Source organism: Pseudomonas sp. Irchel s3b5 (genome assembly GCF_900187435.1).
GTDB lineage: Bacteria > Pseudomonadota > Gammaproteobacteria > Pseudomonadales > Pseudomonadaceae > Aquipseudomonas.
Map to the genome: position 1 here is coordinate 99,380 of NZ_FYDY01000002.1, position 20,036 is coordinate 119,415.

The 20,036-nt window shown below is 59.9% G+C and carries 19 protein-coding genes; 7 read left to right on the forward strand and 12 right to left on the reverse strand.

What is annotated here, in order from left to right; genetic code table 11:
• Nucleotides 1–7 precede the first annotated feature (7 nt).
• The 8 genes from ppk2 to CKW15_RS02625 form a co-directional block, all read right to left on the reverse strand.
• A complete protein-coding gene (gene ppk2 / locus CKW15_RS02585; RefSeq protein ID WP_095151517.1) occupies nt 8–829 on the reverse strand; it encodes a polyphosphate kinase 2 in 822 nt (273 codons plus the stop codon).
• A 58-nt stretch (nt 830–887) separates the two neighbouring features.
• Nucleotides 888–2,609 carry a SulP family inorganic anion transporter gene (locus CKW15_RS02590; protein ID WP_095058507.1) on the reverse strand — a complete coding sequence of 574 codons (1,722 nt, stop codon included), beginning with the start codon at nt 2,607–2,609 and terminating at the stop codon, nt 888–890.
• A gap of 324 nt (nt 2,610–2,933) precedes the next feature.
• Nucleotides 2,934–3,431 carry a hypothetical protein gene (locus CKW15_RS28430; RefSeq protein ID WP_177450540.1) on the reverse strand — a complete coding sequence of 166 codons (498 nt, stop codon included), beginning with the start codon at nt 3,429–3,431 and terminating at the stop codon, nt 2,934–2,936.
• Between the two features lie 117 nt (nt 3,432–3,548).
• Nucleotides 3,549–3,980: an anti-virulence regulator CigR family protein gene (locus CKW15_RS02605; protein WP_095058505.1), complete on the reverse strand. Its 432-nt coding sequence runs from the start codon at nt 3,978–3,980 to the stop codon at nt 3,549–3,551.
• 275 nt (nt 3,981–4,255) lie between these two features.
• Nucleotides 4,256–4,804, reverse strand: coding sequence for a cupin domain-containing protein (locus CKW15_RS02610; RefSeq protein ID WP_095058504.1), 549 nt, complete (start codon nt 4,802–4,804; stop codon nt 4,256–4,258).
• Nucleotides 4,805–5,121: 317 nt separating this feature from the next.
• Nucleotides 5,122–6,405, reverse strand: a complete 1,284-nt coding sequence (locus CKW15_RS02615; protein WP_095151518.1) for an FAD-binding oxidoreductase — start codon at nt 6,403–6,405, stop codon at nt 5,122–5,124.
• Between the two features lie 51 nt (nt 6,406–6,456).
• Complete coding sequence (locus tag CKW15_RS02620; protein ID WP_095151519.1) at nt 6,457–7,947, reverse strand: aldehyde dehydrogenase; 1,491 nt, start codon at nt 7,945–7,947, stop codon at nt 6,457–6,459.
• 208 nt (nt 7,948–8,155) lie between these two features.
• Nucleotides 8,156–9,532: a glutamine synthetase family protein gene (locus tag CKW15_RS02625; protein WP_095058501.1), complete on the reverse strand. Its 1,377-nt coding sequence runs from the start codon at nt 9,530–9,532 to the stop codon at nt 8,156–8,158.
• Between the two features lie 283 nt (nt 9,533–9,815).
• Here CKW15_RS02625 and CKW15_RS02630 point away from each other — a divergent pair, with 283 nt between their 5' ends.
• The 5 genes from CKW15_RS02630 to CKW15_RS02650 all read left to right on the forward strand — a co-directional run bounded on the left by CKW15_RS02630 (nt 9,816) and on the right by CKW15_RS02650 (nt 15,104).
• Entirely contained in the window at nt 9,816–10,577 is a 762-nt protein-coding gene (locus tag CKW15_RS02630) for a gamma-glutamyl-gamma-aminobutyrate hydrolase family protein (RefSeq protein ID WP_095151520.1), read from the forward strand.
• Between the two features lie 328 nt (nt 10,578–10,905).
• On the forward strand, nt 10,906–12,048 hold the full coding sequence (gene potA / locus CKW15_RS02635) for a polyamine ABC transporter ATP-binding protein (protein ID WP_095151521.1): 1,143 nt from the start codon (nt 10,906–10,908) through the stop codon (nt 12,046–12,048).
• Between the two features lie 29 nt (nt 12,049–12,077).
• On the forward strand, nt 12,078–12,959 hold the full coding sequence (locus tag CKW15_RS02640) for an ABC transporter permease subunit (protein ID WP_177408817.1): 882 nt from the start codon (nt 12,078–12,080) through the stop codon (nt 12,957–12,959).
• The gene (locus CKW15_RS02645; RefSeq protein ID WP_095058497.1) at nt 12,956–13,840 is read left to right on the forward strand and encodes an ABC transporter permease subunit; all 885 of its coding nucleotides are present in this window, start codon (nt 12,956–12,958) and stop codon (nt 13,838–13,840) included. Before CKW15_RS02640 ends, CKW15_RS02645 begins: the two co-directional genes overlap by 4 nt.
• Nucleotides 13,841–14,006: 166 nt before the next feature.
• Nucleotides 14,007–15,104 (forward strand): polyamine ABC transporter substrate-binding protein, encoded by a 1,098-nt coding sequence (locus CKW15_RS02650; RefSeq protein ID WP_095151522.1) that lies wholly within the window; start codon nt 14,007–14,009, stop codon nt 15,102–15,104.
• Nucleotides 15,105–15,220: 116 nt separating this feature from the next.
• Here CKW15_RS02650 and thpR read toward each other — a convergent pair whose 3' ends face one another.
• Nucleotides 15,221–15,760: an RNA 2',3'-cyclic phosphodiesterase gene (gene thpR, locus CKW15_RS02655; protein ID WP_095151523.1), complete on the reverse strand. Its 540-nt coding sequence runs from the start codon at nt 15,758–15,760 to the stop codon at nt 15,221–15,223.
• A gap of 110 nt (nt 15,761–15,870) precedes the next feature.
• Here thpR and CKW15_RS02660 point away from each other — a divergent pair, with 110 nt between their 5' ends.
• Nucleotides 15,871–16,065, forward strand: a complete 195-nt coding sequence (locus CKW15_RS02660) for a hypothetical protein (protein WP_095151524.1) — start codon at nt 15,871–15,873, stop codon at nt 16,063–16,065.
• Between the two features lie 14 nt (nt 16,066–16,079).
• Here CKW15_RS02660 and CKW15_RS02665 read toward each other — a convergent pair whose 3' ends face one another.
• The 3 genes from CKW15_RS02665 to CKW15_RS02675 all read right to left on the reverse strand — a co-directional run bounded on the left by CKW15_RS02665 (nt 16,080) and on the right by CKW15_RS02675 (nt 17,990).
• Nucleotides 16,080–16,433: a DUF1428 domain-containing protein gene (locus CKW15_RS02665; RefSeq protein WP_095151525.1), complete on the reverse strand. Its 354-nt coding sequence runs from the start codon at nt 16,431–16,433 to the stop codon at nt 16,080–16,082.
• 16 nt (nt 16,434–16,449) lie between these two features.
• Complete coding sequence (locus CKW15_RS02670) at nt 16,450–17,514, reverse strand: hypothetical protein (RefSeq protein ID WP_095151526.1); 1,065 nt, start codon at nt 17,512–17,514, stop codon at nt 16,450–16,452.
• 239 nt (nt 17,515–17,753) lie between these two features.
• A complete protein-coding gene (locus CKW15_RS02675) occupies nt 17,754–17,990 on the reverse strand; it encodes a hypothetical protein (protein WP_095151527.1) in 237 nt (78 codons plus the stop codon).
• Nucleotides 17,991–18,170: 180 nt separating this feature from the next.
• Here CKW15_RS02675 and CKW15_RS02680 point away from each other — a divergent pair, with 180 nt between their 5' ends.
• Nucleotides 18,171–19,934: an L-lactate permease gene (locus CKW15_RS02680; RefSeq protein WP_095058491.1), complete on the forward strand. Its 1,764-nt coding sequence runs from the start codon at nt 18,171–18,173 to the stop codon at nt 19,932–19,934.
• Nucleotides 19,935–20,036 lie beyond the last annotated feature (102 nt).

The window sequence follows — 20,036 nt, forward strand, 5'->3', positions numbered from 1 at the left end:
ACAACAGTCAGTATTTTTCAGCAATGAACTTGTACGGATAGTCCGGCTCGCGGTAGTCGCCCGGCCCCTGCCGTTTTGGCAGCTTCACTTTCTCACGTGGCACATCCTCGTAAGGGATGCTGTTCAACACATCATTGATGATATTGAGTCGCGCCCGACGCTTGTCGTTCGAGTTGGCAACGCGCCATGGGGCGTATTCGGTATCGGTCGCCTCGAACATGTCGTCACGCGCGCGGGAATACTCGTACCACCGGCTATAGGACTTGATGTCCATCGGTGACAATTTCCAGATCTTGCGGCCATCGGTGATACGCGCCGTGAGCCGGCGGGTCTGCTCCTCAGAGCTGACTTCGAGCCAGTACTTGAGCAGGATGATCCCCGACTCGACCAGCGCATGCTCGACTTGCGGTGCCACTTTGTCGAGGAAGTTCCTGACCTGGTCTTCCGTGCAGAACCCCATGACCCGTTCCACACCGGCGCGGTTGTACCAACTGCGGTCGAAAATCACCACCTCACCGGCCGCCGGTAAATGCGGCAGGTAACGCTGCAAATACATCTGGCTTTTTTCCCGTTCCGTCGGCGCCGGCAAGGCCACGACCCGGAAAACCCGTGGGCTGACCCGCTCGGTGAGGGCCTTGATCGTACCGCCCTTGCCTGCCCCGTCACGCCCTTCGAAGATAATGCAAACCTTCAGGCCCTTGTGCTTGACCCACTCTTGCAGCTTGACCAGTTCGACATGCAGCCGGGCCAGCTCCTCGAGATAATCCTTGTTCTTGAGCTTGTCAGTTTCAACAGGCTTGGTCTTCGCTTCAGCCTTCTTCTTCGCCATCGCCGATACCTCGTTCATTTCGTCAAAATACGTCCGGGGAGCGCTTGCGAACGCTCATTCACTGTCGACTGCGCTGGTAATGATCGACCGCCTGCTCCAGGTTCAAGAACATATGCGACTCGCCCAGCGTACGACCCAACGGGGCCTTGATAACCATGTCCCACACCGACGGGCTCATGCCCACCATCCAGAGTGAAATACCTTTTTCGCGCATTTGCTGCTCCGCCAGGGTCAGCATCTTCAAGGCGGTGTATTCCAGGTCGAACACACTGCGCAGGTCGAGAATCACCACGTCGGGGTTAGCGTCATTGATCAGCGGGCGCATCTTCTCGCCGATACGCTCGGCATTGGCGAAGAACACGCGACCTTCCGGGCGCAGCAACAGCAACCCGTCAAACTGTTCGTCTTCGGCAGTCTCTTCGGACTGCGGACGATAGACGTTGGTACCGGGTTTGCGCCCCAGGCGATGCACGGGCGGATCGGACACTTGATAGGCCAACGCCACCAACGACACGACAATCGCCACGACAATGCCTTGCAGCGTGCCCAGCAACATCACCCCGAGCATCGCCACCACGGCCCAGACAAATTCGGTACGGCGAACCGACAGGATCTCGCGAAATTCTGCCGGTTCGATCAGCCCCACCGAATACACAATCACCACCGCAGCGAGCGTGGCGTTGGGCATCTGACCAATGAACGGCGCCAGTAACAGGCAAGTGCCCAGCGACAACGCCGCGGTCACCAGTGCGGCCAGTTGCGAGCGTGCGCCGGCCAGGCGATTCACGGCGGTTTGGGTCGTGCCGCCACCGGCAACCATGGCGCCGAGAAAGGCACCGCCGATGTTGGCGACGCCGGTGGCAACCAGCTCACGGTTCGGTTGAGGCGTAGGCTCGTCATTGCGGGCGAAGGCGCGTCCTGCAGCAATGGTCTCGGTAAAACTCATCAGCGCGATGCCCAGCGCCGAGGGCCAGAGGGCTTCCGCCATCGACCAGATGGGCATCGTCAGCCCAGGCAGGCCAATCGGCACCGCGCCGACGGCCGAAACGCCGAAACGCTCAAGGTTCAACAGGCTCATCGCAACAATGCCGATCGCCACGGCAATCAACGGTGCCGGTAATTTCGGTGTAAAACGCTTCATGCCGATCAGCAACAGCACCATGGACACGCCCACCGCCACGGTCGGCAGCGAGGCGTGTCCGAGGCTTTGAAAGGTCGCCACCAGGTTGTGCACAAACCCGGCCTTGTCGATGTGCGTGCCCAGCAGTTTGGGGATCTGGTCCAGCACGATGACCACACCGATGCCGGCCTTGAACCCCACCAACACCGGTTCGGAAATGAAGTTGGCGACAAAGCCCAGCCGCAGGATCCCTGCCACAATCAGGATTGCCCCCACCATCAGCGCCAGCGTAGCGGACGCCGCGAGCAACGTCGCGGCATCGCCGTCGGGGCTGATCTGGCCGAGTGCCGAGCCGGCCAGGATGGCCAACGTCGTGGTGGTGCTGACGCTGAGTGGGCGCGAGCTGCCGAGCAGCGCATAAATCACCATCGGCACCAGCGCGGTGTACAGGCCGACCTGCACCGGAAGGCCGGCGATGGTGGCGTACGCCAGTGCCTTGGGAATCACCACCGCCGCGGCGGTGAGCCCGGCGATGATGTCACCCCTGAACCAGTCGGGCCGATAGTTGCTGAGCCACTCGGGAATCAGCAGGTCGCGCACGGTACTCCGGCGTTGAATCGCAGGAATTCGTTCGTGCGGATGGCTGCCTTGCTGATCCATGAGTAACTCCGTCGTAAATCGTGATGCGGATAATGAGTGAACTTGGTTGGCCGCACTATCCCTTAACTGCACACGTAACCATTGCAAGGCTTCATCGGCATCGAATCGTGTGTGCCAGCAGGCAATCAACTCGGTCTCAGGAAACTCAAGCGGCGGGGAGTGACAACCGAGGTTGAACAGGTCGGCAAACGTGCGAGCTACAGGGCTCAGCAAATTACTAATGTAGCCGGTTTGCGAGGCGATGAACGGCGTATTTTCTGGAGCGCAAAAAAAAACCGCACGAATGCGGTTTTTTTGTGGAGTCCGGTCAGTTCAGGCGTTGACTCAATGGTCCAGCGAGCCGGCCTTGGTCAACCCTTTGGTGTTGTGATCACCCGGGGTCGTGGCCGAAATAGCCGTGGCTTTGCTCAAGCCGCGCGTATCTTTGGAATGGGCGACAGCCGAGGTCGTCGAGCCATGGCCGCGATCGCCGTTGCGCTCACTGCCGTAGTGATTTCCGCTTTCGCCATGGTCGCGGACAGCCTTGCCGGCGTGATCGCTGGCCAAACCTTTACCGTGGCCGTTGCTGGCAGAGCCGCCGGAGTGACCTGCACCACCACCGTTGCCGCCGCCGATCCCGCCGCCATGGCCGCCACCGTTTCCGGCACCATTACCGCCGCCATTACCGCCGCCGTTTCCACCGCCATTACCACCGCCACCGCCACCTCCGTCTTTGGCGTAGGCAGAACCCATGAAGGACACGCCATCAGGCAGCAACGGGGCAGCTGCCAACATCAGGGCGCACGACATAACTGCAACGAGACTCTTGTTTTTTAAAAGCATGATCGCTTCCTTAATGGCTTGATATCGCCTGATGTATGACGCGATATCACCCTTGCAGTTCAAGTGTTTCGACGGACGGGCACCGTACTACGGCAAAGCAAATCCGCCGCTCAAACGCTAATGAAACGCACCATCGAGAATTTCATAAATCAGCCCGGTGGCCAGCGCGACCAGAATCAGGTCCGTGCCGACTTGCTGCCATTCATAACCATCATAGTGAGGCAGGCTGCCGATCAACCGACCGTCCAGTTTCTTGGCAATACCGGGCGGCAACGGCTTGCCGCGGGCGAGGTTTTTCTGGATGCCCGGTGGCAAGGCAGGGCCTGGGCTCCAGTAGTCGCGATTCACGCTAATGATCCCGAACACGCTGTCGCGATTGACGCTCGGGCCGTGGCTCCAGTCGTCTCCACCGGAGTTCTTGTGTTTGTTTCCATGACTGCTCTGGTTGCCATTGCCCTGCCCCTTGCCGGGCTCGGCCAACGCTGTGGCTGACCCGCAGACCAGCGCCAGGCAAGTAACCGCTGCAATCAATGAGCGAGATTTAGACATGAGTCGTTCCTTCATCGCGGGAGAGTTCCCTAAAATTTAGACGCTGCGGATGATGTAGGTTCCATAAAGTGAAAGTCTGCGCTCGCACGACCCCGTCTGGAGACCCCGCCATGACCCGCATGATTGCGTCCTTCGCGACATGGGCTTCGCCGGTGGCGCGTGACCATCCAGGAAGCGCAGCACCGAATCTGTGGCGAGGGGATGGCTGCGCGGTCCATCGCGAGCAAGCTCGCTCCTACACAAAAATCATGGGGTACAAGACTGATCTACATTGATCAGAAGTTCGCCGGCGTGTTCGCGCTGATGATTTCCGCCTCATCCTGGCCGATGTTGCGAAACCGGTGCGGCAAGGTCGTCGGGAAGTAATAGCCGTCGCCGGCGTTGAGCACGCTGACCTGACCATCGACGGTCAACTCCACGGTGCCACGCGTAACGAGGCCACACTCCTCGCCTTCGGCATGCACGATCGGTTCTTCCCCGGAGCTGGCGCCCGGGGCGTATTGCTCGCGCAGCAGACGCATCTGGCGGCTGGGGACGGACGCGCCGATCAGCAGCAGGCGCAGGCCATGGCGACCGAGGTCCGGTTGTTCGCTGGCGCGGAAGATGTATTGGTGTTCGCGGGGTGGCTGATCGAAGGTGAAGAAGTCGGCCAGGGACATGGGGATGCCCTCCAGCAATTTCTTCAGGGAGCTGACGGAAGGACTGACCCGATTCTGTTCGATCAGGGAGATGGTGGCATTGGTGACGCCGCTACGCCGTGCCAGCTCGCGCTGGGACAGTTTGTAGCTTTCGCGTACTAATTTGAGTCGTGAGCCCGTATCCATGACAGCCTTATGCGCCAACCGGTAGGAGGGGTGGAGAGCAGGCGCGGATTACGCCGTTTTCCGGTCCCGGAAACGTGAAAGGCGGCTATTAAATCACGTTTGTTGGTAATGCTCAGCAGGTTCGATAAATGGCCGAAAAAATAGCCATTTGCCATGAAGTCGCACAACCTTTGGGAGCCAGCCTGCTGGCGAAAGCGGTGTGTCAGGCGACATCTATTTTGGCAGATATGACCTCATCGCCAGCAGGCTGGCTCCCACAGGGAAAGCATAAAAAACCAGCGGTTCCTGTTGCACAGAAGCCGCCGGAGAGGCAAAGCTTAGATGCCGAAACGGTCGCGCAGCGAGTAGTACACAGCGCCCAGAGCGGTCAGCGGTGCCGAGAAGGTACGCCCGCCGATCATCGGCATGTGCGGCAGCGAAGCGAACGCGTCGAAACGTTCGGCATCGCCACGGATCATTTCCGAGATCAGTTTGCCGGCCAGGTGCGAACAGGTCACGCCGTGGCCGCTGTAGCCCTGCATGTAGTAGGCGTTTTTCTCGATACGGCCGAATTGCGGCATACGCGACATGGTCAGCAGGAAGTTGCCGGTCCAGCGGTAGTCAATCTTCACGTCCTTCAATTGCGGGAAGGTCTTGAGGATTTTCGGGCGGATCAGTTGCTCGATGTCGTCCGGTTCACGGGCGCCGTAGACCACGCCACCGCCGTACAGCAGACGGTTGTCCGCGGTCAGGCGGTAGTAATCGAGCAGGTAGTTGCAGTCTTCGACGCAGTAGTTGTTCTTGATCAGGCTACGCGCTTGCTGCTCCGACAACGGCTCGGTGACGACGATCTGCGAACCGCACGGCATGCTCTTGCTGGTCACGCGGTTGTCCAGGCCCTGCGGCAGATACGCGTTACCGGCGATCAGCAGGTACTTGGCCTTCACCACGCCTTTGGCGGTGCGCACGGTGATCGGCTCGCCGTAGGTGATTTCCACCGCTGCCGATTGCTCGTAGATCTTGCCGCCCAGGCCGATGATCGCCGAAGCCTCACCCAAAGCCAGGTTCAGCGGGTGAATGTGGCCACCCTGCATGTCCAGCAGGCCGCCGACGTAGGCATCGGAACCGACTTCGCGCTTGATGTCGGCCGCGTCGAGCATCTTCAGGCTCTTGTTGCCGTAGCGCTCCCAGCTCTTCTTCTGCTCGGCCAGGCCATTGAGTTGTTTCTTGTTCATCGCCGCGAAGATGCCGCCGGGACGGTAATCGCACTGGATGTCGTAGTGCTGTATGCGCTGACGGATGATGTCGGCGCCTTCGAAAATCATGCTGCCGAGGATTTCGGCAGTCTTGTCGCCGTAGCGCTCTTCGATCACGTCGACGTCGCGGCTATAGGAGTTGACCAGTTGACCGCCGTTGCGACCGCTGGCGCCGAAACCGACTTTGGCGGCTTCGAGCACGGTCACGCTGTAGCCTGCTTCAGCGAGGAACAGGGCTGAAGACAGGCCGGTGTAGCCGGCGCCGATCACACAGACATCGCAATCCACCGCCCCTTCCAGCACAGGGAAATCACCGGTGAAGTTGCGGGTGGCGGCGTAGTAGCTGTTTACATGCGTTTGTTTCATACATTTCTCCGAGGGTCGCCGACAGAGCCGGCGACCGTCGCTTTATTGTTATCAGAGCTTGATCCAGGTCGCTTTGAGTTCGGTGTATTTGTCGAACGCATGCAGCGATTTGTCCCGACCGTTACCCGACTGCTTGAACCCGCCGAACGGCGCGGTCATGTCGCCGCCGTCGTACTGGTTGACCCAGACGCTGCCCGCACGCAGGCCACGGGCGAAGGTGTGGGCCTTGCTCAGGTTGCTGGTCCACACACCGGCGGCCAGGCCGAAGATGCTGTCGTTGGCAATCGCCAAGGCTTCTTCCGCCGTGTCGAAGGTGATCACCGACAAAACCGGACCGAAGATTTCTTCCTGGGCGATGGTCATGGCGTTGGTCACGCCGTCGAAAATCGTCGGCTCCACGTACTGGCCACCGGTGTCTTCGAGGGTACGACTGCCGCCCGCTATCAGTTCGGCGCCTTGCGCTTTGCCGATGCCGATGTAGCGCAGCACGTTGTCCAGTTGACGCTGGTCGACGACCGCGCCGACGGTGGTTGCAGGGTCGAGCGCGTGCCCCGGTTTCCACGCTTGCAGCGCTTCGACCAACAACGGAATGAACTGCTCGCGGATCGAACGTTCAATCAGCAGGCGTGAACCGGCGGTGCAGACTTCGCCCTGGTTGAAGGCGATGCCGCTGGCCGCTGCCTGCGCGGCTGCGCGCAGATCCGGTGCGTCGGCGAACACCACGTTCGGGCTCTTGCCCCCCGCTTCCGCCCAGACGCGTTTCATGTTGCTCTGGCCGGCGTAGATCATCAGTTGTTTGGCAATCGCCGTGGAGCCGGTGAAGGCCAGCACGTCGACGTCCATGTGCAACGCCAGCGCCTTGCCGACGGTGTGACCGTAGCCCGGCAAAACGTTGAACACGCCTTTCGGGATACCGGCATCCAATGCCAGCTGCGCGATGCGGATCGCGGTCAACGGGGATTTTTCAGAAGGCTTGAGGATGAACGAGTTGCCCATCGCCAGGGCCGGGGCGAATTTCCAGCTGGCCATGATCAACGGGAAGTTCCACGGCACGATGGCCGCAACCACGCCGACCGCTTCGCGGGTCACCAGGCCCAATTGGTCCTGAGGTGTCGCGGCGACTTCGTCGTAGATCTTGTCGATGGCTTCGGCGGTCCAGCGGATCGCGTTGGCGGTCGCCGGAATGTCGATGCTCATGGAGTCGCTGATCGGCTTGCCCATGTCGAGGGTTTCGAGCAGGGCCAGTTCTTCCCGGTTCGCCAGGATCAGGTCGGCGAAACGGATCAGGATGCGCTTGCGCTCGGCCGGGGCCAGGCTGGCCCACACGCCGGACTCGAAGGTGCGGCGCGCGACAGCGACAGCGGCATTGGCGTCGGCTTCGTCGGTGCTGGCGACATTCGCGAGGAATCGACCGTCCACCGGGCTGATGCATTCGAACGTCGCGCCATCGGCGGCTGCGCAGTACTGGCCGTCGATGAATGCGCGACCTTCAATATTGAGGGACTGGAAGCGTTGCTCCCAATCGCTGCGAGTGTTTGTCATGGTTGTGACTCGACGCAGGGGAATAGGTGATCGTCGGACGGACGCCCGCCCAATCAAAAAATGAAATGCGATCCCTGTAGGAGCTGGCTTGCCAGCGATTGCGGTGGATCAGACGCCATCAATGTTGACTGTGACGACGCCATCGCTGGCAAGCCAGCTCCTACAGGGTTGGCGGCGCACACGAGATTTGTATGCGCCGCCAACGCCGTCAGACGGTGTGCAAGTACCAGTTGTACTCAAGGTCCGAGATGGAGTTCTCGAACTCGGCCAACTCGCTTTCCTTGCACGCCACGAACACGTCGATGTACATCGGATCGATGTATTTGGCCATGACTTCGCTGTCGTCCAGCTCGCGCAGTGCATCGCGCAGGTTGTTCGGCAGGCTCTGTTCATTCTGCTCGTAGCTGTTGCCTTCGACCGGAGCGCCCGGCTCGATCTTGTTGGTCAGGCCGTGGTGCACACCGGCCAAAACCGATGCCATCAACAGGTACGGGTTGGCGTCGGCACCGGCCACTCGGTGTTCGATGCGCACCGAGTCCGGTGAACCGGTCGGTACACGCACGGCCACGGTGCGGTTGTCGATGCCCCAGCTCGGCGAGTTCGGCACGTAGAACTGTGCGCCGAAACGACGGTACGAGTTGACGTTCGGGCAGAGGAACGCCATCTGCGCCGGCAGGGTCTCGAGCACACCGCCGATCGCGTGTCGCAGCGCGGCGTTCTGCTCGGGATCCTCGCTGGCAAAGATGTTGTTGCCTTCTTTGTCGAGAATCGAAATGTGCACGTGCAGACCGTTACCTGCCTGGCCCGGATACGGCTTGGCCATGAAGGTGGTGTCCATCTCGTGGTCGTAGGCGATGTTCTTCACCAGACGCTTGAGCAGGACGGCGTAGTCGCACGCCTTTATAGGATCGGCCACGTGGTGCAGGTTGACTTCGAATTGCGCCGGGGCGCTTTCCTTGACGATGGCGTCAGCAGGAATGCCCTGCTCTTTCGCGCCTTCGAGGATGTCTTGCAGGCAGTCGACGTATTCGTCGAGGTCGTCGATCAGGTACACCTGGGTCGACATCGGACGCTTGCCGGAAACCGGCGAACGCGGCGATTGCGGACGACCGTTCACGTTGTCCTGGTCGATCAGGTAGAACTCCAGCTCGAACGCGGCGCAGATGGTCAGGCCAAGGTCGTCGAACTTGCGCACGATATTGGCCAGTACTTCACGCGGGTCGGCGAAGAATGGCTGACCTTCGATTTCGTGCATGGTCATCAGCAGTTGCGCGGTTGGGCGCTTTTGCCATGGCTCGATGCTCAAGGTGCCGGGGATCGGGTAGCAGATCCGGTCGGCATCGCCGATGTCCAGACCCAGGCCGGTGCTTTCCACCGTGGAACCATTGATGTCCAGAGCAAACAGAGACGCCGGCAAGTTGATGCCTTTCTCGTAAACCTTATGAAGACTGGTGCGTTCGATGCGCTTACCGCGCACCACACCGTTCATATCCGCAATCAGAAGGTCGACGTACAAAACCTCAGGATATTTCTTAAGGAATGCGTTTGCTTCGTTGAGTTGAACGGTACGCAGAGGGACCGACATGATGCACCTATTTTTTACTGTTAATTATTATGTTCACCGCCCTTTCACGAGCCCAGTCAATCCGAAAGGCAAAGTGAAGTCAATAGCGAACACTTGGCCTTAAAGCGTTTATTTTCGGGCCATTCAGAGGCGCCTGAGTGCTTAATCATCTACCAAACGCCCGTAGATCCTGAATATCGGACGGGAGACGTTTAGAATTTTTTACATGAGAGTTGTTAATTAAAATCAACAAGGCTAAGCTCCGGAAAAGCTCGTTCAAGTGTGAAACTTCGAGGTGATAAAAATGGCATTCAAGCCATTGATCGGCGTTACAGCCTGCGTCAAACAGATTGGCCTGCACCCCTACCACATCAGCGGCGACAAGTACGTGCGCGCTGTCAGCGTTGCGGCGCTGGGGCTGCCTGTCGTTATTCCTTCCTTGGGCGACCTGATCGACATCGAGGACCTGCTGCCGCAGCTCGACGGTCTGTTGCTGACCGGCTCGCCATCGAACGTGGAACCTTTCCACTATCAAGGCCCGGCCAGCGCCCCCGGCACGGAACATGATCCACAACGGGACCGCACCACCCTGCCCCTGATCCGCGCAGCCATCGCTGCCGGCATTCCGGTCCTCGGCATCTGCCGTGGTTTCCAGGAAATGAACGTGGCGTTTGGTGGCAGCCTGCATCAGAAGGTCCATGAGCTTCCTGGCATGCTCGATCATCGCGAAGCCAACCATCCGGACCTGGCCGTGCAATACGCTCCCGCCCATGCGGTGAACGTGCAGCCCGGTGGCGTGTTCGAAGCGCTGGATCTGCCGACGGTGTTCCAGGTCAATTCGATTCACAGTCAGGGCATCGACCGACTCGCTCCCGGCCTGCGCGCCGAAGCCGTCGCCCCTGATGGCTTGATCGAAGCGATCTCCGTCGAACACAGCAAAGCGTTTGCCCTCGGCGTGCAATGGCACCCGGAATGGCAGGTGCTGGACAACCCTCCTTATTTGAGGATTTTCCAGGCGTTCGGTGATGCGTGCCGACAACGGGCGGCACTGCGCCACTCGAGCTGACGGCCTAAAACCAAACTAAACGATTAACTGCCCAGCGCGAGCGGGCAGGCGCTTTTGCGTGCCTCGCTCGCGTCAGCAACACACTGCGATAACAACAAGTACTACCAGGCAGCCAGGATGGCGGCGCCGAATTAACCCGGTGGGTGCGTCACCCTGTAGGAGCTGGCTTGCCAGCGATGAGGCCCGGACAGTCGACATCAGTGTTGACTGTCAGGCCGCCATCGCTGGCAAGCCAGCTCCTACAAGGGACCGCGACCGGCAGGGTTTGCAATCCACTATTAAGCAGGGCCGCGTTGGCCCGGCGACTGAAACCTGTTGGGAGTTTCACATGGCAAACGCCTCCAGCATCTACAGGAAGGCTCTTGAAGGTCACCAGGCACCGAAAAAGGTGTTGGTGAAAGTCGATCGCGTCACCAAGAAATTCGACGAGACCATCGCAGTGGACGATGTGTCCCTGGAGATCCATCAGGGCGAAATCTTCGCCCTGCTCGGCGGCTCCGGTTCGGGTAAATCGACTCTGCTGCGCATGCTCGCCGGTTTCGAGCGCCCGACTGAAGGCCGGATTCTGCTCGACGGTGTCGACATCACCGACATGCCGCCGTACGAGCGCCCGATCAACATGATGTTCCAGTCCTACGCCCTGTTCCCGCACATGACCGTGGCACAGAACATCGCCTTCGGCCTCAAGCAGGACCGTTTGCCCGCCAGTGAAATCGACGCCCGCGTTGAAGAGATGCTGCGCCTGGTGCACATGACCCAATACGCCAAACGCAAACCCCATCAACTGTCTGGCGGTCAGCGTCAGCGCGTGGCCCTCGCCCGCTCCTTGGCCAAGCGTCCGAAACTGCTGTTGCTCGACGAACCGATGGGCGCGCTGGATAAAAAACTGCGTTCGCAAATGCAGCTGGAACTGGTGGAAATCATCGAACGCGTTGGCGTGACCTGCGTGATGGTGACCCACGACCAGGAAGAGGCCATGACCATGGCCGAGCGCATTGCGATCATGCACCTGGGCTGGATCGCCCAGATCGGCAGCCCGGTGGACATTTATGAGGCGCCGGTCAGCCGCATGGTCTGCGAATTCATCGGCAACGTGAACGCCTTCGACGGCACCGTGATCGAAGACCTGGAAGGTCACGCGATCATCCACAGCCCCGACCTGGAGCAGAAGATCTACGTCGGTCACGGCGTCAGTACCTCGGTGCAGGACAAGTCGATCACCTACGCGATCCGCCCGGAAAAACTGCTGGTCAGCACGACCAAGCCTGATACCCGTTACAACTGGTCTAGCGGCAAAGTGCATGACATCGCCTACCTCGGCGGCCATTCGGTGTTCTACGTCGAACTGCCGGGCGGCAAAGTCGTGCAGTCGTTCATGGCCAACGCCGAACGTCGTGGCGCGCGTCCGACCTGGGACGATCAGGTCTACGTGTACTGGGAAGACGACAGCGGCGTGGTACTGCGCGCATGAGAACCTTCAATCAGCAATTCCTGCGCCTGGTGCCCAGTGGGCGAAAACTGGTCATCGGCATTCCGTTCCTGTGGCTGTGCCTGTTCTTCCTGCTGCCGTTCTTCCTGGTAATGAAGATCAGCTTCTCGGAAGCCGCGCTGGCCATTCCGCCCTACTCCGAGATCTACACCTACGCCGAGCAGAAATTCAACCTGCTGCTGAACATCGGCAACTACACCTTGCTGGGCGAAGATGAGCTGTACCTCTCCGCTTATCTCGGTTCGTTGAAGGTCGCGCTCTACAGCACGCTGATGTGCCTGGTGATCGGCTTCCCGATGGCCTACGCCATTACCAAGGCGAGCAAGGAAGCGCAAAACGTCTTGATGCTGCTGATCATGATGCCGACCTGGACCGCGATCCTGATCCGCGTTTACGCGTGGATGGGCATCCTCAGCAACAACGGTTTGCTCAACGGTTTCCTGATGTGGACCGGGCTGACCTCGCACCCGATCGAGATCCTCAACACCAATACCGCCGTGTATATCGGCGTGGTGTATGCGTATCTGCCGTTCATGATCCTGCCGCTCTACGCCAACCTGGTCAAACACGACCAGAGCCTGCTGGAAGCCGCGTCGGACCTGGGTTCGAGCACCTTCAACAGCTTCTGGAAAATCACCGTGCCGCTGGCCAAGAACGGCATCATCGCCGGTTGCATGCTGGTGTTCATTCCGGTGGTCGGCGAGTTCGTGATTCCGGAACTGCTGGGCGGCCCGGAGACCCTGATGATCGGCCGTGTGCTGTGGCAAGAGTTCTTCAATAACCGCGACTGGCCGGTGGCGTCTGCCCTGGCGGTGGTGATGCTGTTGATCCTGATTGTGCCGATTCTGCTGTTTAACCGCAGCCAGGCCAAAGAGATGGAGGCACGGGGATGAAACGCTTCGGATTTTCAAAGTTCATGCTGATTTTCGGCCTGTCGTTTATCTACCTGCCGATGCTGATTCTGGTGATCTACTCGTTCAACGCCTCCAAGCTGGTGACGGTGTGGGGCGGCTGGTCGATCAAGTGGTACGCCGGCTTGCTCGACAACAGCCAGTTGATGGGCTCGGTTTTGCGCTCGCTGGAAATCGCCTGCTACACAGCGATTGCAGCGGTCGCGCTGGGTACTTTGGCAGCGTTCGTGCTGACCCGCGTAACGCGTTTCAAGGGTCGCACGCTGTTCGGTGGTCTGGTCACCGCGCCGTTGGTGATGCCTGAAGTGATCACCGGTCTGTCGCTGTTGCTGCTGTTCGTGGCCATGGCGCAGTTGATCGGCTGGCCGATGGAGCGTGGCATCGTCACGATCTGGATCGCCCACACCACGTTTTGTGCCGCCTATGTGGCGGTGGTCGTCTCCGCCCGCCTTCGCGAGCTGGACCTGTCCATCGAAGAAGCGGCCATGGACCTCGGTGCCAAGCCGTTCAAGGTGTTTTTCCTGATCACCATTCCGATGATCGCGCCGTCACTGGCGGCCGGCGGCATGATGTCCTTCGCCCTGTCGCTGGATGACCTGGTGCTGGCGAGCTTCGTGTCGGGTCCGGGTTCCACGACCCTGCCGATGGAAGTGTTCTCGGCGGTGCGGCTGGGTGTGAAACCCGAGATCAACGCCGTGGCCAGCCTGATCCTGTTGGCGGTTTCGATCGTGACCTTCATGGTCTGGTACTTCAGCCGCCGTGCCGAAGCCAGCCGTAAACGCGCGATCCAGGAAGCGATGGACCAGACGGCCAGCGAATCGTGGCAGCAACCTGAAAAGAAAATGCTTGAAGCTATCGCCTAAAGCTCCGTGATTTGCTCTTTGTGGCGAGGGAGCTTGCTCCCGCTGGGTCGCGAAGCGACCCCATTAGATGGGACTGCTGCGCAGTCCAGCGGGAGCAAGCTCCCTCGCCACAGATTCGCTGTGATACTGCATTGTGTTTTGTATAAAAAGAAATGGAGTTGTACCGATGAAAATGTTTGGCAGGACTCTGCTGACACTGTCCTTATTGGGCGCGATTGCCACCGGCGCCCAGGCCAATGACAAGGTTCTGCGCGTCTACAACTGGTCGGATTACATTGCCCCGGACACCGTCAAGAAGTTCGAAGACGAGACCGGTATCCGCGTGACCTACGATGTGTTCGACAGTAACGAAACCCTTGAAGCACGCCTGCTGGCGGGCAAATCCGGCTACGACATCGTCGTGCCGTCCAACAGTTTCCTGGCCAAGCAGGTCAAGGCCGGTGTTTATCAGGAACTGGACAAATCAAAGCTGCCGAACTGGAAGAACCTCAATCCGGTCCTGCTGAAAAACGCCTCTGCCAGCGACCCGGATAACGCCCACGCCTTTCCGTACATGTGGGGCTCGATCGGCATCGGGTTCAACCCGGAAAAGGTCAAGGAAGTGCTCGGTGCCAACGCCCCGACCAACTCCTGGGACTTGCTGTTCAAACCGGAAAACGCGGAAAAACTGAAAGCCTGCGGCATCAGCTTCCTCGATTCGCCCACCGAAATGATCCCGGCCGCCCTGCACTACCTGGGTTACCCGGCGAACGATCAGAACAAGGCGCACATCGCCGAAGCCGAAGCGCTGTTCATGAAGGTCCGCCCGTCGGTGGCCTACTTCCATTCGTCGAAGTACATCTCTGACCTGGCCAACGGCAACATCTGCGTGGCCGTCGGTTACTCCGGCGACGTGTTGCAGGCCAAGGCCCGCGCCCAGGAAGCCGGCGACAAGGTGAAGATCGAGTACAGCATCCCGAAAGAAGGGGCCGGCAGTTTCTACGACATGGTCGCCATCCCGCGTGATGCAGCGAATGTCGAGGAGGCTTACCTGTTCATGGACTTCCTGATGCGCCCGGACATCATCGCCGAGATCACCAACAACATCGGCTACAGCAACGCCAACCTGGCGGCGACGCCGTTGGTGGATGAAGCGATTCGCAACGAGCCGGGTTCGTATCCGTCCCAGGAAGTGATGGCGACCCTGTATGCGATTCCGGACATGCCGATTGGCGTGCAGCGGGTCATGACCCGCGGCTGGACCAAAGTGAAGCTGGGTAAATAACCACCGCTTCCTACCAGAGGACTTTCATGCAGCGCCTTACCACCGCTGCATCACTCACCTGGCTCCCTCGGTTTAGGTGAATTTCGGCGCCCTCGGGCGCCTTTTTTTGTGTTGGATTACGCCGTCCCCAGCGGCCATTCGGCCAGCGCCCGATAGCGGCCCTTGTGCGATTCGAACAGTGTGAACCGATCGGCACGCAGGAAAAATTCCGGTGCCGTGGCGGACTCGGGCACCGTTGCGCGAAAGTCACGGGCCAAGGTCAGGTGCGGGCGAAACTCACGAGGCGCATCCTCCAGGGCAAACGGCAACAAGGCCTGTTCCAGGTCATACACCAGACGCAACAACGCCGGGGGCGCTTGCTCCGGCGCCAATACCAGCACCCCTGCCCTGCGCCAGGCATCCAGTCGATCAAGCGTCACGGTCAAGCGCTCGGCCGACGTGCGCACCGACGCCGCCGCCTCGCAAATATCGGCCACCTGCGCCGCGGCGATCGAACCGAGAAACTTCAACGTCAGGTGAAAGTTTTCCGCCGGCACCGGCCGCCCGCTCCTCAGTTGCAGGGCGCTGCGCCATTGAGCAATGGCCTTGCGCTGCGTCGGTGGGCAATCGAGGGCAAAGAACAGGCGCTTGAACGGCTCGCGGGATTCGTCATTCATGCCGGGCATCTCTTGCGGGAATGGCTTGAGTTTACAACCGGCCAGCGGGTTTCTGGCACCTCGCCGCATGCGCGTTATAGTTCTAGCAAGCGAATCACGCGGAGGGGGCCATGCGACAGATCATCAGCAAAGAGCCATGGTGGGCCTCGCCGCCCGCGCCCGGCCAGGATGAGCTCAAGCTGGAATGGGGCTGGCTGGTGCATTACAGCGAAGGTGAGCCACGTTTCGAATTCATTCGCGAACGGCCGACGGACGACGAAATCCGTCAGCGCAAAAGTTGCAGGATCACCCCGGCAGCGGAGTGACCCTATGGCTCGCGTCAGGCTTTGAGGAGTATTTCAAACCCGCCGTACACCATGCGTTGACCATCAAACGGCATCGGATTGACGTCCGGCTGCATGCGCGAATCCTGCATCATTTTGTCCATGCCGGCATTGCGGGTCGCCTTGTCCGGCCAGATGATCCAGCCCATGGCGACGGTTTCGTCTTCCTTGAGTTTGACCGCCATCGGGTACGACGTCACTTTGCCTTGTGGCACATCGTCGCCCCAGCATTCGACCACGCTCAGGGCGCCGTTTTCCTTGAAGATGGCAGCGGCGATTTCGGCGTGTTTCAGGTATTGCTCGCGCTGGGCGGTGGGTACTGCAGCGATAAATCCATCAACGTAAGACATGAGTGTTCTCCTTCGGTCATGGGGTGTTCTGTTGGGTAGTCGCTGGCGTCGGGCTCCAATCGACAGTGCCGGCACTCAACCCGACCGACGGTTGCACGCTATCCCCCAGGCTGCCTTCGATTTGCGCCGCCATGTACAGTGTCCCGGCCATCACGCCGCTGGTCGGGTTCTGCAGCAGCTTTCTCCAGGCCTTGTCGAAGGTGTTGCCCAGGCTGCTACGGATCAGCGCCTCGCTGTCGGGCCGGTCGTTGGCCCGTATGATTGCGCGAATGCCCGCCACGCCGACGGTGATCAAGCCACCGGCAAGTTTCCCGGCCGCGGCGGCCACCGCACTGGCGGCTCCCCGCGGGGCCATTTCCGCCTCTATCTGCTGGCTGGCGCGCTTGGCGACGGGGGCCATGGCGGTATCGGTCGAATCGACACCCTTGTTCCCTCCGGCCTTGTGGATCTTATCGATCAGCGCCGCATAAGCCGGCAGCGTGTTCAAGGGTTCGGCGCGCATCACCTGGTACAGCGAGGCGTTGCGCGCCGGTGGCGGCCCGAGGGCAATGGCGGGGATTTTCTGGATTCGGCCATTCAATTGGGCCATCGGCACGCCGTGGCGCTTGGAAATCTTCTGCAATTCTTCCTTGAGAATGTCCACGTAGAACGCCGCTGCATTGCCAAGAATCGCATCGGGATCAATCTCGACCGCCACCGGGGCCAGGACTTTTTCCTGATACGCCTCCAGCAGATAGGCCGCCAACCGCTTGGCCGACGCATCCTGCTCGCCCTGGGCGCTGAGGGTGTACCAACTGACTTTCATCGAGATCCATTCCTGGGTCCAGTAACTGCTGAACCAGGGAATGAAGTTCTCTTCAGTCAGTTGATAGACCCGCGTGCGCCAGTAATCCATAGCACCGTGGGCGTAGATCTTGGTCTGCTCGGTCGCTGACTTCGACGCCTCGACGATCTCTCGGTCCACCTGTTGCCAGGTGCTGGGGGAGACGAAGACCGGCGCCACTTGTACCGGCGCGCGCTCCGGCGTGGCGCATCCCGCCAACACCAGTAGCACGACAACGATCAGCGAACGCAGGTTCAAGATCGCGGTTCTCTAAAGTCTGCGCCGAACGACATGCCCGACGCTCAAAAGGCCTTCATCTGAGTATAGGTGCCGCACCTCACCCATTCAGCAAAGTAGTCGCTCTGGAGGCTGCCTATCCTTGCCGATCAATACTTTTGAGCAACTGTTCGAGGCCCAAACTGTATTCGGCATCGCCGCACAACTCGAGAACGATTCATTCTTCAGGCGGTACGGCAGAAAAACACGTGTGACGACGCTTATAGCGTTCGCTGGCTATTGCCGATGCCCTTCGCGATATCGATGCCCCAATCCATTGCCGCCTCCATGTCCAGCATGTGCGGCTTGGGATCGTGGTTCTCGTCGATGGCGGTGCCATCCGGCAGATAAACGCCGATGAACATCCCCAGCGAACCGTCTTTCAGTATCTCGGCTTTGACTTTGATGCTGCATCCGTTCGACAGCGTTTCCTTGTGTTCCAGATGGCGCTCGGTCATGGCTGCATTCCTCCTCAGGCTGAATTCAGAACCCTTCTGGCCATGCTAGTTCAGCCTGTTGCAAAGCGCCGATTGGCGAGACCAGAGGCCTTGCCTGACAGCCGCGCAATGCCACCTATACTTCAAGCCACCGCCCCCTGGGGGGTCTGCACGTCCAACAATAAAAAGCAGAGGTGGAACATGGTTTGGCAGCAAATCTACGATCCGTTCAACAGCCCGGTGCTTTCAACCCTCATGGCCGCCGTCCCGGTGGTGGTGATGCTGGCATCGCTGGCGTTTTTCCACGTCAAGGCTCACCTGGCGGCGTTGCTTGCCCTGGGGTCAGCCTTGCTGATTGCGATTTTCGCCTTCGGCATGCCGGCCAACATGGCAGGGTCGGCGGCACTGTACGGTGCGGCCAATGGCTTGCTGCCGATTGGCTGGATTGTGTTGAACATCATTTTCCTGCACCGGCTGACCACCGAGAACGGTTCGTTCAAGGTGCTGCAGGATTCCCTGGCACGCATCACTGACGACCGCCGCCTGCAATTGCTGCTGATCGCCTTCTGCTTCGGCGCCTTTTTTGAAGGAGCGGCGGGTTTCGGCACGCCAGTGGCAGTGACCGGCGCGATATTGATCGGCCTGGGCTTCTCGCCGTTGGCTGCCTCCGGCCTGGCGCTGATCGCCAACACCGCGCCAGTGGCATTCGGCGCCCTGGGTACACCGATCATCACGTTGGCCAAGGTCACCGGGCTGGATGAAATGGAGCTGTCGATGATGGTTGGTCGGCAGTTGCCGTTCTTCTCGGTGCTGGTGCCGTTCTGGCTGATCTGGGCCTTTGCCGGTTGGCGCAAGATGCTGGAGATCTGGCCCGCGATCCTAGTGGCCGGCGTCAGCTTTGCGATTCCGCAGTTCCTCGTGTCCAACTATCACGGGCCGATGCTGGTGGACGTGATTGCCGCGCTGATTTCCATGGCCTGTCTGACGGGTTTCCTGAAAGTCTGGAAACCCGCCACGGTACACACTTCCGCCGCGCTGACCGGGCGACACGACGACTCGAAAATCGATGTGGAGCACGATGAAAAGCCTGTACCCAGTGCAGCCTTCGCCAGTGATGTAAAACCGGCGGTGATGCGCGCCTGGATGCCGTGGATCATCCTCACGATTTTCGTGTTCATCTGGGGTACCCAAGGCTTCAAGAACACCTTCGACACCCGTCCGGCCATCGATCCGCAAACCAGCGCCGCCAAGCTCGACCCGCAGGGCAAGCCGATGCGCGAGGCCAATCCGGTCTTTGCGCCGATCCTGACGTTCACCACCATTCACCAGCAAATCGAAAAAGTCCCACCCGTGGTGCCGACAGCGAAAACCGAGGAAGCGATCTACAAGTTCACCTGGTTCACCGCGACCGGCAGCGGCATCCTGCTGGCGGCGATTGTTGGCGGGTTGCTGATGGGCTACTCCATCCCGCAACTGATTCACCAATACCTGCGAACGCTCTGGGTGGTGCGTTTTTCGCTGATCACCATTGTGGCAATGCTGGCCCTCGGGTTCCTCACCCGCTATTCGGGGCTTGATGCGACGATGGGCCTGGCGTTCGCCGCGACGGGCATTTTCTACCCCATGTTCGGCACCCTGCTCGGCTGGCTCGGCGTGGCCCTGACCGGTTCGGACACCGCTTCAAACGTGCTGTTCGGCGGTTTGCAGCGGGTGACCTCGGAGCAACTGGGGATCAGCCCGGTGTTGATGGCCGCCGCCAACAGTTCCGGCGGGGTCATGGGCAAAATGGTCGACGCCCAGTCGATCGTGGTCGCCTCCACCGCTACCCGCTGGTACGGCCATGAAGGGGAAATCCTGCGCTACGTGTTCTTCCATTCCATCGTGCTGGCGATTCTGGTCGGTGGGCTAGTGACATTGCAGGCCTACGTCGCGCCGTTCAGCCACATGGTGGTGGGCGGTCATTAAGCGGTTTCCGTGCACACCTCTTTCCACGCTCGGGCTTACCGCCCGGGCGTTGGTGTTCCATTGCAAAACAGATTGAGCAGACAGACCGATCCTGCGGACAAA